The sequence below is a fragment of the Conexibacter sp. S30A1 genome (assembly GCF_023330665.1).
In the GTDB taxonomy this organism is placed as follows: Bacteria; Actinomycetota; Thermoleophilia; order Solirubrobacterales; family Solirubrobacteraceae; genus Palsa-465.
This window is the reverse complement of the sequence record NZ_CP097127.1, coordinates 89,220-101,316: the sequence shown is the minus strand read 5'-3', so window position 1 is coordinate 101,316 and position 12,097 is coordinate 89,220. Positions and strand designations below refer to the sequence as shown.

The 12,097-nt window shown below is 67.0% G+C and carries 10 protein-coding genes, 1 tRNA gene and 3 pseudogenes; 5 read left to right on the top strand and 9 right to left on the bottom strand.

Translation table 11 applies throughout. The annotated features are described in order from the left end of the window. Nucleotides 1-284: 284 nt before the first annotated feature. The 8 genes and pseudogenes from M3M54_RS00490 to M3M54_RS00460 all read right to left on the bottom strand — a co-directional run bounded on the left by M3M54_RS00490 (nucleotide 285) and on the right by M3M54_RS00460 (nucleotide 6,848). Nucleotides 285-734: a hypothetical protein gene (locus M3M54_RS00490; protein ID WP_249020234.1), complete on the bottom strand. Its 450-nt coding sequence runs from the start codon at nucleotides 732-734 to the stop codon at nucleotides 285-287. 128 nt (nucleotides 735-862) lie between these two features. After that, nucleotides 863-1,075, bottom strand: coding sequence for a hypothetical protein (locus M3M54_RS00485; RefSeq protein WP_249020233.1), 213 nt, complete (start codon nucleotides 1,073-1,075; stop codon nucleotides 863-865). Nucleotides 1,076-1,238: 163 nt separating this feature from the next. Further along, nucleotides 1,239-1,994, bottom strand: a complete 756-nt coding sequence (locus tag M3M54_RS00480; protein WP_249020232.1) for a hypothetical protein — start codon at nucleotides 1,992-1,994, stop codon at nucleotides 1,239-1,241. Next, a complete protein-coding gene (locus M3M54_RS00475) occupies nucleotides 1,987-2,619 on the bottom strand; it encodes an RNA polymerase sigma factor (protein WP_249020231.1) in 633 nt (210 codons plus the stop codon). Before M3M54_RS00475 ends, M3M54_RS00480 begins: the two co-directional genes overlap by 8 nt. 1,171 nt (nucleotides 2,620-3,790) lie before the next feature. Further along, on the bottom strand, nucleotides 3,791-4,702 hold the full coding sequence (locus tag M3M54_RS00470; protein WP_249020230.1) for a nucleotidyl transferase AbiEii/AbiGii toxin family protein: 912 nt from the start codon (nucleotides 4,700-4,702) through the stop codon (nucleotides 3,791-3,793). Beyond that, entirely contained in the window at nucleotides 4,699-5,157 is a 459-nt protein-coding gene (locus tag M3M54_RS00465) for a hypothetical protein (RefSeq protein WP_249020229.1), read from the bottom strand. The genes M3M54_RS00470 and M3M54_RS00465 overlap by 4 nt, the downstream gene beginning before the upstream one ends. A gap of 12 nt (nucleotides 5,158-5,169) precedes the next feature. Next, nucleotides 5,170-5,304 (bottom strand): annotated as a pseudogene (locus tag M3M54_RS16845) (type IV toxin-antitoxin system AbiEi family antitoxin domain-containing protein); the annotation flags it as partial. Between the two features lie 203 nt (nucleotides 5,305-5,507). Continuing rightward, nucleotides 5,508-6,848, bottom strand: coding sequence for a site-specific integrase (locus M3M54_RS00460; protein WP_249020228.1), 1,341 nt, complete (start codon nucleotides 6,846-6,848; stop codon nucleotides 5,508-5,510). A 127-nt stretch (nucleotides 6,849-6,975) separates the two neighbouring features. Between M3M54_RS00460 and M3M54_RS00455 the strand changes: the two genes are divergently transcribed. From M3M54_RS00455 to M3M54_RS16835, 5 genes and pseudogenes are all read left to right on the top strand, one after another. Further along, nucleotides 6,976-7,043: transfer RNA gene (locus M3M54_RS00455), tRNA-Arg, on the top strand. Between the two features lie 217 nt (nucleotides 7,044-7,260). After that, nucleotides 7,261-8,544 (top strand): FIST signal transduction protein, encoded by a 1,284-nt coding sequence (locus M3M54_RS00450; protein WP_249020227.1) that lies wholly within the window; start codon nucleotides 7,261-7,263, stop codon nucleotides 8,542-8,544. A gap of 1 nt (nucleotide 8,545) precedes the next feature. Further along, entirely contained in the window at nucleotides 8,546-9,061 is a 516-nt protein-coding gene (locus M3M54_RS00445; RefSeq protein WP_249020226.1) for a GAF domain-containing protein, read from the top strand. A 66-nt stretch (nucleotides 9,062-9,127) separates the two neighbouring features. Beyond that, nucleotides 9,128-9,973 (top strand): annotated as a pseudogene (locus M3M54_RS16840) (GGDEF domain-containing protein); the annotation flags it as partial. Between the two features lie 153 nt (nucleotides 9,974-10,126). After that, a pseudogene (locus tag M3M54_RS16835) lies at nucleotides 10,127-10,605 on the top strand (HD-GYP domain-containing protein). Between the two features lie 785 nt (nucleotides 10,606-11,390). Here the strand turns inward: M3M54_RS16835 and M3M54_RS00430 are convergent. Further along, nucleotides 11,391-11,717: a hypothetical protein gene (locus M3M54_RS00430; protein WP_249020223.1), complete on the bottom strand. Its 327-nt coding sequence runs from the start codon at nucleotides 11,715-11,717 to the stop codon at nucleotides 11,391-11,393. Nucleotides 11,718-12,097: the final 380 nt, after the last annotated feature.

Genomic DNA, 12,097 nt, shown 5'->3' with positions numbered 1-12,097 from the left:
GCTCGGGACGTCGCTGAATGCCGACGGTAAAGAACGTCGGAGAGCCGTGTGCGGGAGAACCGCACGCACGGATCGAGGTGGCGGCGGGAGGAAACCAGGACCAGTCGGGCCAGCACGGCCGCGCGGTCCGAGCGCCTGTCGCCGACCCTACCGCAAACCATGATCCTTGACAGGTTTCGCCAGCCCGGGGTGAGTCAGCCTGGCGAGAAGCACGACCTCGTCGGCCCATCGTCGGCCAGCCGCACTTGGCTGGCCGACGATCACGATCGTGCCGCGTGGACGGCTCAGCCCGCAGCGTTGCCAGGCTCAGCGACCTCAAACTGTCCGATGACAGTTGTGCCGTCCTGCGCATACACGGGGATGAAGAGGCCTGCGGTGTTGGCTTCCTCTTGGGCGACGGCCGCGCTCGGGGAAGCAGGTGCCGGTGGGTTCAGCTGGCTTGAGTAGACGTAGCCAGTCTTGCCGTTGGTGGCGATTACCTGGACCAGCTCCGGGTCGCTGGCCGAGCTGGTTGAGTTCAACAGCGAGCCGTATGTCTGGCCGTTGGAGTTCACGGCCCAAGCGGGATCGTGCTTTGTGGTGGCGCCGGGGAGCTGCTGAATGACGACTTGGTCGCCGTTGGTCAATGCGGCTGTGGCGATGGCCGTGCCGCCGGCGGCAATCACGAACCCGGCGACCACCATGGTGATCCCTACTGCCAGCCGCCGTCCGCACAGACGGATTCTTGTGAGCATCACAGTAAACCTCTCTCTAACCGTTCAGGCTAGGGCTCTGTTGTGAGTAGTAATAGTTGTAACCACTGCCGTTCCAGACCGCGATCACGCCGTAGCTGTAATAGGTACCAGTGCCGCACGCTTTGCTGTCAGCTAGTGCGCCCTGGCTGCTGGACGAGCTGTTGTTGTACTGGTAGCCGGTAGATTCGCACACAGATCCAGTTGGTCGCGTACTGGTGGCCGTCTACGACCGGCGTGTAGCCGGTTGCGCTCGTCGCCTGCGCTGCCAGGGCTATCGCGGCGATCCCTAGGAACGCCCCGCAGACGAGTCCGACAACTGCGGTCCTCTTGGACTCAGCCAAGATTCTGATCAGTGTGCGCAATGACATCTGCCCTCCTTGTTGAGTGTTGCAAGCTTGATGCGTCGCGCGACGGCCACGGAACTCCGCGCGCGTACGCGAACTCGTGAGGCGGCGTCAGACCAGCAACGAGACACGAGACCTCCGGCACGGGAGCACTCTGGAGTCAGTGACCAACAACAAAGTGGCCGATCGGAGTCTTGCCGTCAGACTCATAGACGGTGATCGTCCGAGGCGCCGGACTCCAAGTGGCGGCCTCGGTCGGGGTTGTCGGCTGCGGGCCGTCGAGCTGGCTGGCGTACACGTAGCCAGACTGGCCGTTGGTAGCGATCGCCGCCACCAGATCTGGGACCCCGTTTGGATTCGGGGTGCCGTAGGTCTGTCCGCTCGCGTTGATCTTCCACGGGGTCGTGGTGGCGCTGGCGTAGAACAGCGTCAGGCGCCACCGGTCTCCGTGAGCGGCCGTGATGGTAGCGTCCGCGTCACCGGCTCCGAGAACGATGGTACCGGTAGCCGGATGCTCCAGCGTGTCAGCTACGTCAGCCTGATCGTTACAAGTCAAGCCAGCGCCATCGGCGAACGTGAAGGTCCCCGGGGTCAGGCAGCTCAACTCGAAATAGATCGCGTTGGCACCGGGCGGGCGCTGATTGAGCTGTACGGTCTGTGTCCCGGCGCCGCCGACGGTGAGCGGTGCTGATAGCGCAGTGACGCGCTGGCTACCGGGTAGGGCCGACGAGATGACCACGACCGCGGCGGCCGCGACCCCACTCGCGCCTGCGAGCAGAGTAGCTAGAAGCCCGAGGCTCGCGCTCCACCGTCCGGGCCTTCGCACCCGACTGCGGGCGCGACCTTCGGCACTGACCTGCTCGATCAGCAGCTCACGCAGCGCGGCGGTGAAGCTCTCGTCCATCTCATCACGCATGGTCGTTCCTCCTAGACGGTGGATCCTCGACGCGAGGCTTCACACCGATCGCGGTTGCTTTTACGCTTGCTCGAGCGCGATGGAGCCGCACCCTAGCCGCCGACTCGCTCAGATCCAGGCACTCTGCAGCCGCTGTGACCGTGTAGTCCTCCAGGGCCACCAGAGCCAACAATTGCGCGTCCCGTGGTTTCAGCGCCCGCAGCGCGGCCCTAAGGTGGCCATCGATCGCCAAGCCGTGGAAGCCAAGCGCGACATCGGCTGTGTCGGGCTGAGCGGCGGCGGTTCGCGGCAGCCGCGCCAACGCGCGGCTGTACCGTCGCCGCGCCCGGTTCGCGTTGAGGCCAAGATTAGTCGTGGTCGCGAGGAGCCACGGCAACACCGAACCGTCGACCAGCCGGACCCTACGCCGACGGCGCCACATCTCTAGAAATGCGGCTGCGACTAGATCCTCGGCGTCCTCACGTTGATCACCAGCAAGCCGACGGGCATGCCTGAAAACTCGGTCGCGGTGACGGTCGAACAGCACCGCAAACGCCTCCGCATCGCCTTCACGGCTCCTTCCCCACAGGTGCTCGTCACAGCGCTCGCCGATCGGGCGCGCTAGCTGAATCGCGGCAGGCTCCATGACAACGTAGTGTCCGCAGCCAGCCAAAACCGTACAACACCACGATCCGGGATGGATCTGCTGGCAGCAACCTGCAGCTGACCGGCGCCGCACTGCTGGAACTCTGACGTACTCGCATAGACGAATGAACGCTGCAAAGTTCGTGCTCTTGATCCGCGTATTGAGTCAGTCAGACCATATGCAGGAACGACTGGCCGCTTGTCGAACTGCGCCGACACTCCCGCTCGTGTGACGGTGCGATGGGTCTGACGCGCCGAGGTTGCACCCTCGGCGGTCGCCCACATCCCCCATGCGAAGAAGAGCGCCGCCCCATGACGAACGTTCGCGGCTGGGCTGGTCTGTACGTACACGCACGCAGCGTACTCGCGGTCACGATGGACTCAGAGACGGGTGAGCTGCGCCTACGGCGCCTGTCGGGGGACACCGAGAAGGTGCTGGAGCTCGCGGCTGTGCTGCCGGGCCCGACGCGGCCGGCGTATGAGGCCGGCCCGACCGGGTACGGCTCGCCCGCGCGCTTGACGGCGCGGGGATCGGTTGCGTGGTCGCGGCGCCGGGGAAAACCGAGCGTCGCTGCTCCGCCCGCCGCAACGGCACGAAGCGCGCGCGACCATCCCCAAATGATGCACCCGCATGGTGCACAGTTACCGCGCACGACCCATAGCGAAACAGCAAATATCGTGTTTACCAGAAAAATCGTCGATGGGCTGTGAGGGGCTCGAACCCCCGACATCCCGCGTGTAAAAGATACGGAGCGAGCAGAGGGCGAACGAGTCCGGACAGGGCGGCACACCCGAGCGCAAGCGGCGAGGCACGAACGCGACTGCGGGCGACCGACTACCCAGACCGTCGTCACCGGCCGGGCCGGCCGCACTGGCAGCTCGGCGACTTCCGGGCGGGCTCCCGCCGGGCCAGCGGGTGGCCACAAAGCGCGTCCCCAGCCCGAAACCGGACTCAAACCCCGGACTCAAACTTCACGGCCGGCCCGGCACCCAACCTCTGACATAAACAAAGCCTCGCATTAGCGGGGCCTCTTTTGAGTGGGCCGTGCAGGAATCGAACCTGCAACCTTGGGATTAAGAGCCCGACGAGCTCGCCGACGGAAGGTCAGCCTACGAGGGGCAGATCGGTTCTCGTGCGGCTGGCGACGAAATTGGTCCGCCCGCGCGGACGCTCAGCCCGCCTTGAGCCAGGTCTGCGTCGTCGGGTCCCAAGCATGCAATTGCCCGTCCTCATCCGCGACGAGTGGGTCGACGAAAGCGCGGAGGTCGTCGAGGAGGACGGACCAGGATTCCGGTGGCACGTGTTGATAGGCCATCCGTACGAGCATCGCCGAATAGGTGCCCTGGCGGTCTGGCATGTCGGCGACCGCGACCGCAAGCGGAACGACGTCATGGCCGCGGTGGTCTGCCACTTCGCTGATCGCCGTGCGCAGCTCGGTAGCGTCGAAGCGATGGATGCGGCTGAGGACCCAGACGTCGGAGAAGTCGCGGTCACGGGTGTTCAGCTCGCGCCGGCTCATCATCGTCGCGACCTTCTCCGCCACGTTCATCGCCGGCGGGTAGGAGGCAAGCCGGATGGTGCCGCTACCGAGCAGCTCGGGCAGCTCGACCACCACAGATCGATGAGGGTCGCCGAAGGAGAAGTCGAGCGTCGTGGTGATCCTCGCGCTCACCAGGCTCGCGATCAGCTTGACCCGGACTCCGTGGTATTCGGCGTCGGCGCGCATGATTTCGGTACGGATGCTGTCCAGGTCGAACTCCAGCCCATCATCGATGACAAGCTCAGCCGCGGCGATGCTGGCTACGACCGAGACGACCGTGGTTTGATCGTTGTGAATGCCCGTGGTTGAGAGGTCGGCGTCTCTGGTCATTCGGCGAGCGGAGGTCGCGGCCATCAGCATCCCGCCCTTCAGGGTCATCTTGTCGGCGTAGCTCGACCCGGCCAGGCGACGGAGAAAGCCCTCGACGGCGTAGACAACAAGCAGGGCGTCGGTGTTGCCGCGATAACGCTCACGCGCCAGGGTCTGGATCTGGCGGAAGATCCGCGTCGCGATCTGGGTCCGCGTCTCGAGGCCGTCGCTCACGCGAGGATCACCTCGAGCGCCTCCCGCACCCTGCGCTCGCCACCGAGCTGGCGCGCCAGAGCGGTGAGCCGAAGCGCATCCGACCCGGGTTGTCGCAGGTACCGGGACAGCGCCTCGAGGGCAACGTCGCGCCCGACAAGATGCGGAAGGCGCATCGCGTCGACGACGCACCGGGGCGCAGAGTAGATCCAGAAGCGGTCGCCTGCGTCTGTCTGCTGCTCCAAGCGGTCCAAACCAAACGTCTCGGTGGCGAACCGGTGAGGCTGAATGGCAGGCAGGCTGATCTTCGGCCAGTGCGCGTCCCGAGGCACCGCAAGATCGATCCGGTCGGGCAGAGCATCGGACAGCTCCCAGAACGACAGCCCCGACGTCAGGCACACCGTCCCGTGAGGAACCCGCAGCGCCAGCGCTGCGAACTCGGTATTGGTCGCCGGGCTGCTGGCGATCGACTGCATGACACCGCGTGAGAGCGTGAGCAGCTCCCCTTGATCGCGCAGTCTGTAAATCCGATGCCTGGGGATTCCGACCTCAGCCGCCTCGCGAACCCGGAACGGCCGGTTACCGAAGTGCTCGGTGATGAGTTCGAGGTCTGAGCGCGTCACGCGACAAATCCTACCTATTGTCACGCTAGGTAGTAAGCTTTTGTTGACAGGCCGGATGCACGGACCTGCCTGTCTCCCAGCGTGTCCAGAGTCCTGCTTTGCATCTGCATCTGATGCAAAGCGCAATGCTCGACACCCCGCGGCGAAAAGCGGTCCTCGATCGGCGCAGACCTGTTCCGAGCCACCGCGCCAATCGGATCGCGTCAGGTTCGTTCGACCGTGGCGTTGGCTGGCGCTGCGCGCTCAAACGCCGCTGTGAAGATCGCGGCGCGCTCGGTCGCGGGACGCGCGTGCAGATACCGGCTGGTCGTCGCCAGCTGCGAATGCCCCATCGCGTCCTGCACGCTGACAAGGTCAACCCCGCCAGCCACCAGCAGCGAGCCGAAGGTGTGGCGCAGATCATGCCAGCGCAGAGGACGCAGCCCCGCCTTGTCGCGTGCGTGCTTGTAGCGGCGGCGCAACGCGGAGCCGTCGAGCCGTCGTCCGTAGGAGTTACAGAAGACGTAGTCATCGGCTGAGGTGAAGTCCGGCCGCGCGGCCAAGCGCTTCAGCGCGGCCGCGCTCTGGTCGGCCATCGGTACCCGGCGCACGTGGCCGGTCTTGGTCGGGCCCTCGACCCCGGCGGACACCGCGCGGCTGATCGTCAGCACCGAGCCGGCCCAGTCGACGTCCCGCCAGCGCAGCGCCAGCTGCTCGCCCAGCCGCAGGCCGGAGTAGGCGGCAACGCGGACAGCCTCGGCGTCACGACGGTCGTCGAACTCCTCGGCAAGATCGCGTGTGACCCGGTGGCCGCGGTAGTCGCCTGTCTCTAGAACCTGGGAGAGCAACTCGACCTCCTCCGGGGTGAAGAAGACGAGCACTCCGGGCCCGGGGGTGCGGCGCCGATCGGTGTCCTTGGCCGGATTCGCTGGCAGCCGGAACTTGGTTGATCTGACCCCGAAGCTGAACACCGCGCGCACGACGTCGCGCACGCGATTGACGGTGCGGGGTGAGACCCCGGTAGCAGCTACAGCCTCGAGCAGCGCGTCGATCTCGTCCGCACCGATTCGTGCGGCCGGGAGATCGCCGAGCGCGGCCATGACGTGCCCGTTGGTCGTACCCGGGCCGCGACGGTAGCTGACACCTGGCTCCCCCAGGTCGCTGCGGTGCTGGCGAAGCGTCGCAGGCTTGGCTCCCTTGATCCGCTCGAGCCAGTCCAGGTACGCATGCGCGACCTCACGGAACGTCGCTCCCGCGGCAGCGCGCTCCTTGGCTTCCGTGGACAGCGCGTCTTGCTCACGCACGTAGGCCGCGACGATCTCCGCCGCACGGACGTGAGCAGCCCGCTCGTCGAAGTAACCCTCGCCGACCCGACCCCGGCGTGCGCGGAAGCGCTCTACGGTTGCGGCGACGGCGTCAGCGTCCGGGTTCAGCTCCATCCAGGCCGGACCGATCCGACGCCAAATCTGCTCCCCGCCGTAGCGGAACTTGGCCTCGTAGAAGACGCGACCGCGCTGCTCGCGCAGGACCAGATTCGCTGCCGGAAGGTTCGCTGGCTCGGGCATCTCGTTGACATGCTAGGGGCTTGGCTACCACTTGGCTACCAAAATCCTTGGCTACCACTTTGGCTACCAAACGAGGTCGAAAGTGCTGTGTTTTCGGGCTTTTTGGGCTCTCATATGCCCTGTATTTGCGGGCCTTGCAGGCCTCTGATCGGTCTACGGAACCGAAGGTCAGGGGTTCGAATCCCTTCGGGCGCGTTTCAGAAAGCCTCGGGTTTCCGGGACTTTCTTGCTTTTTGGTTGTGGACTGACCCCGTTTGTCGATCCACTGCGACGACGTCAGCATCGACCGTGCCGCTTCTTCCTCGCGGCATCTCCGCGGACGATCGCACGAGTCCCCGCCCCCGTCTTAAAGCAACCGCCGCCCCGGCCGATAGTTCTCGTGATTTATCTGCTTCGACGATGGGATCATCACATGAGCACCAGCACCACGGGTGCGCCGGATACCGCCGCCGTTGCCAGCCACTCGGCAGCGACGCCTCAACGCGCAGACGCAGCGACCGAAACGGGCGCCGCAAGGCCCGGATCTCCCTCCGCCCAGGTCGAGCCCAAGGCCTCAGCCTCCGAGTCGCAGGCGGCTGGCCGCCGGGCGGTGCGCGCCGCGCTCGGGGAGCGGGTTCCGACCGAGCGCGACCTGGTCATAGTCTTCACCAGCTTCGATTACGACCTGGAGGCCCTACACGCTGGCGCCAAATCCGAGGCGGCCCCCGCGTCAGTCGTCGGCTGCACCTCGATGGGCGGCTTCACGCGCTCTGAGCAGGTGCCACACGGTTGTGTCGCCACGCTGCTCTCCGGTGAGGGTCGCAGCTTCGGGGTGTCACACCTTCCGTGGGACGCGGACGACGTAGCCGGGACGGCGCGTGCTGCGGCTGAGGTGGCCAAGACTCGCGCCGGCCAGAGCCATCCACACTCCGTTCTGCTGCTGCTCACGGACGGACTCACCCCGAACCAGCGCGAAGTGGCGCGGGGGGCCTACGAGGTGACCGGTGCGCTCACCCCGTTCGTTGGGGGCGCTGCCGGGGACAACCTGCAGTGGACGCACACCGCCACCTTCGGTGAGGGAATTGTCCTCAAGCACGGCGTCCTGGCCGTGTGGATCAACTCGGCTACGCCGATGTCTGTTGCTGTCGGGCACGGCTGGCATCCTGCTGGCCAGCCGATGCTCGTCACGCGGAGCACCGGCACGATCGTGCATGAGCTCGACGGTGGCCCCGCGCTAGAGGGCTACCTGGCGGAGGTGCCGGATCCGAGCGTCCGTGATCTGGTGGCCGGCGGAGCAGCCTTCCTGCGGGCCGTGCTTGAGAACCCCGTAGGGGTCCCCAACGGCCGTGGGCGCTATGACGTGCGCCAGTTGCATGCCTACCTACCCGAGGGCGGGGGGCTGAACTTCAACACGGGCATCTCAGAGCACAGCATCCTGCAGGTCATGAACAGCGACGCCGACTCCCTGATCGAGGGCGCGCGGCAGGCCGCTGTGGACGCGCTGGCGAACCTCGGCACGCCCGCGACGCTCGCGCTGGTGTTCTCGTGCGGGTCGCGCGTGCCGCTGCTCGGTGAACGGCTGGGTGATGAGGCAAGGGCGATCGCGGAGGTGCTGGGTGACATCCCGGTCTGCGGCTTCTTCACGTTCGGTGAGTTCGCGCGAGTACACGGGTCCACGGGCGTACACAACTCAAGCGTCGCGATCCTGGTGTTGTGAGATGGCTGTGGACGGGTGTCAGCGCAGCTGTGGTGCTGAACTCGAGCACCTGAGCGACCAGAACTCGGCGCTGCGTGAGCGCCTGCTCGGTATGGAGCAGTACACGGCTCGCGCGCTGATGCGGGCGACCCGCCTCTCGCAGGTGATAGCCGTGCTCGGCAACGTGAGCGACCTGGAGTCGACGATAGGCAGGGCGACGGTCGAGCTGGCCGAGCTGTTCTCTTCCGATATCGCGCTTCTGCTGCTGGAGTCGTCCGACGGTCTGCGCGTCGATGGCCACTGGGGCGTGAAGGCAACGGATCTCCCGACCGCCGCCCGCGACCTGAGAGAGATTGAGGCCGCTGCCGCGGAGCGCCCGTTCGGCATCGCGTCTGCGGATGAGGTGGAGCTGCCGTCCTGGCTGGCTGGGTACGGGCCGCGCCAGCTTGCCTGGGCGAGCCTTGGGGCGGGGAAGAGGTCGGTTGGGCTGCTGCTGCTCATCCGCCGGGCCGATGAGCCGTTCGAGGACGATGAGTAGAGCGAGCTTCGGGCGATCGCCCATCGGCTCGCGCTCACGGTAGAGAACGCGCGCCTGCAACGCCACATGCGCTCCCAGCTCGCGCAGCTGCGCCGGCTCCAGCAGCTCACCGCCGACCTGGCGGGGATGATCGAGCCGAACGCCGTGGCGCGGCGGATCGCCGACACGCTCGTCGCCGAGGCCGGTGTGTCGGCCAGCACCGTGACGATCGACGACGGCCGCGGCTCCCGGCTGCTGGCACAGGCGCGAGCATCCTCTGCGACGGCCACGCGTGCCGACGTGACGACCAGTCGCCACTGGCAGAGCTTCCCGTTGACGATCGCGGAGCGCAGCTTCGGTGTGGTGGCGGTGGCGGACCCGCCAGACGCGGGCACGGAGGCCCATGAGCTGCTGCTACATGTCGTCGGCCTGGCGGCACTGGCGCTCGACAAGGCGCTGCTCCACGAGCGCACCATCGAGCAGGCCCGCCACGACGCGCTCACCGGTCTGCTCGGACATAGGGTCTTCTACGAGACGCTCGAACAGCAGCTTGCCGCCGGGCGCACGTTCAGCGTGGTGCTATTCGACATCGACGACTTCAAGGAGATCAACGATCTGCACGGTCACCAGACCGGAGATGATGTTCTCCGTCTCGTGGCACAGGTCCTGCGCCGTCACGTGCGCGCCCAGGACACCGTCTTCCGCGTCGGCGGAGAGGAGTTCTACGTCCTGCTGCCCGCTGTCGCGTCGGCGGAGGCTCTGACCATCGCCGAGCAGCTGCGTGTGGCGATCGCCCAGCTGTGCGCCACGCTGCCCTACCCGATAACGGTTAGCGCCGGCGTCGCCGCCTACCCGACCCACGCGACGGGCCGCGACGAGCTGCTGGCCAGCGCCGATTCCGCGCTCTATGTCTCCAAGCGAGCAGGCAAGAACCGAACCACCGTGGCCGGAGCTGAGCAACCATCGAGGGCGGCCGGCGGCGACCGCACCGTGCGCCTGGAGTTGCTGCTGCGCAAGGACCCCGAGACCGTGACGCACAGCCTCCACGCCGCCAACCTGGCCGTGCAGCTCGCCCGCGCGCTCGGGATGTCAGATGACCGCATCGCCGACTTGCGTGTGGCGGCCAAGCTGCACGACATAGGCAAGATCCGGTGCCGAGCGCGATCCTCAACAAACCCGGTCCGCTCGACGACGACGAGCTTCAGATCGTCAAGACCCACCCGGTCGTGGGCGCCGAGCTGCTCGCAGCATGGGGGATGCAGGCCCCCGCCGAGTTCGTCGCCCAGCATCACGAGCGGGTCGACGGGCGCGGCTATCCACTCGGCCTGCGGGGTGAGGAGATCACGCTCGAGGCCCGGATTCTCCATGTCGCCGACGCCTTCACCGCCATGACCCTGGACCGTCCGTATCGGCGCGCGCTCGGCCAGGCCGCCGCGATCGAGGAGCTGCGGCACAACCGGGGGACCCAGTTCGACGAGCGCGTCGTGGATGCCATGCTCGCCCTGGCGCCGGAGTGCCAAGGAGCGGGCGAAGGTGCGGGCTTCCCGGCCGGCGCCGCACGCTGACCCCCAAGGCGGGACTCCAAGCCAGCTCCCAGCCGCTCCATAACCGGCGCGTTGGCCGGCGACCAGCGCGACGTCAGCCGAAAGGTGGAGGTGTTCGAGTTCCACGTCGTCGAGCTCGACATCCTCCGACACTTGGAGGTGCATCGCGGGGCGCTCTCGGCGCTCGGCCTGGTCGAGGGCTACGCGTGAGGCAATCGAGACCTTCCTGATGATCAAGCGCCTGTTAGCGGGCCAACGCACCAGGCCACGGACGTCTACAGGATCCCTGGCAGCGACGGCCCTCGGGCGTGCTGGAGGTGCTGATGTTGAAGGAGGCGAGCGTCGCCCATGTCGGCCGAGCGCCCCAACCGCTCGCTATACGAGCGGATCGTCGAGGAGAAGCCCGGGGCCCTGGAGGTCGTCTATCGCGGCCCGCCCGCCGGCAGCCCTCTGGGTGTGCGACGACCTTCGCGCGCTCGCATCGGTGTTCTCCTCCATGCAGTAGCGCATCGTGCTGTCTGCGTGGCTCGGCCTGGGCACCTCGTTGCGCGAGGGGCAACAGCCCCACGCGCCCGGAGCATTGCCAGAGCGGGGACGAGTCTGTTCTCGCCGCCGCTGATCGCGTTCGCCTCCTCGTATGCGACGAGCATTTCATCGCTCACGCCGGCCGCGTCGGCGATCAAACCGGCGCCGCCGGTCATGCCGACCCCGACACAGAGCGGGCCAAATTCACGATCGAGGTCGTCGGCTGACCCACGGCAGCTCGCCGTCGGCAGCGCGCTGACTCCAGGGACGTCTCCCCGCGGTCACGCGAGCTCCTCCACGCTGGCCTGCACAAGTCGCTCACGCCGATGCAGGAATCCCCGGCGCGGGCCGTAGAGCACGAGCTCGGCCCGATCGGCCTGCAGCTCGGTCCCATCGGGATAGGTGACCTGCAGCGAGTCGAGGTCGTAGTAGGTGATCATGCGGGCAGCCACCCGGGCGCGCTCAAGCGGTCCAGACGGACCGGTCATCGGTGTGATTCGTGACCGCTGCACCAGCATCTCGGCGTCACCGCCCCAATGTTCGAGCACGACTCCGGGGCTCTGTGACCCGATCGGGCCGGTTGCGCCGGCCGATGGCGGCTCTGTCACCTGCACGCGGTACTGATCGGCTGATGCCGTGCACTGCCCTCGGCTAGCGCGGACCGTCGCGGCGCGAGAGAGACGTCCACATGTGATGGCCGCGAGTGCGACCACCACACGGTCCTGCTGGCCTCTGGCCGACATGGCGAGAACGATAACCGCCCCGGCGCTGCAGGCCGCCCAGCTCATCGGCAGCGCGCCGCCCACGCGCAGGGCTGGTTTCTGCACGACCACCGCCAGCGCCACCGCACAGCCACTGAGCAGCATGCGAGAGAAGCCCTCGCATTAGCATCGCGACGCCAAGCACCAGGCTGCCGATAACGATCCGTGTCAGCGCCGGCGGTCCCGGTGAGAGGTGCGTGCCGACCGTGCGGATCACCACAAACGCG

Excerpts from the sequence above, each read along its gene's own strand:
- M3M54_RS00490 (WP_249020234.1), bottom strand. The coding sequence starts at position 734 with ATGCTCACAAGAATCCGTCTGTGCGGACGGCGGCTGGCAGTAGGGATC.
- M3M54_RS00480 (WP_249020232.1), bottom strand. The coding sequence starts at position 1,994 with ATGCGTGATGAGATGGACGAGAGCTTCACCGCCGCGCTGCGTGAGCTG.
- M3M54_RS00475 (WP_249020231.1), bottom strand. The coding sequence starts at position 2,619 with ATGGAGCCTGCCGCGATTCAGCTAGCGCGCCCGATCGGCGAGCGCTGT.
- M3M54_RS00465 (WP_249020229.1), bottom strand. The coding sequence starts at position 5,157 with ATGCAGTCGATCGCCAGCAGCCCGGCGACCAATACCGAGTTCGCAGCG.
- M3M54_RS00460 (WP_249020228.1), bottom strand. The coding sequence starts at position 6,848 with ATGCCCGAGCCAGCGAACCTTCCGGCAGCGAATCTGGTCCTGCGCGAG.
- M3M54_RS00450 (WP_249020227.1), top strand. The coding sequence starts at position 7,261 with ATGAGCACCAGCACCACGGGTGCGCCGGATACCGCCGCCGTTGCCAGC.
- M3M54_RS00445 (WP_249020226.1), top strand. The coding sequence starts at position 8,546 with ATGGCTGTGGACGGGTGTCAGCGCAGCTGTGGTGCTGAACTCGAGCAC.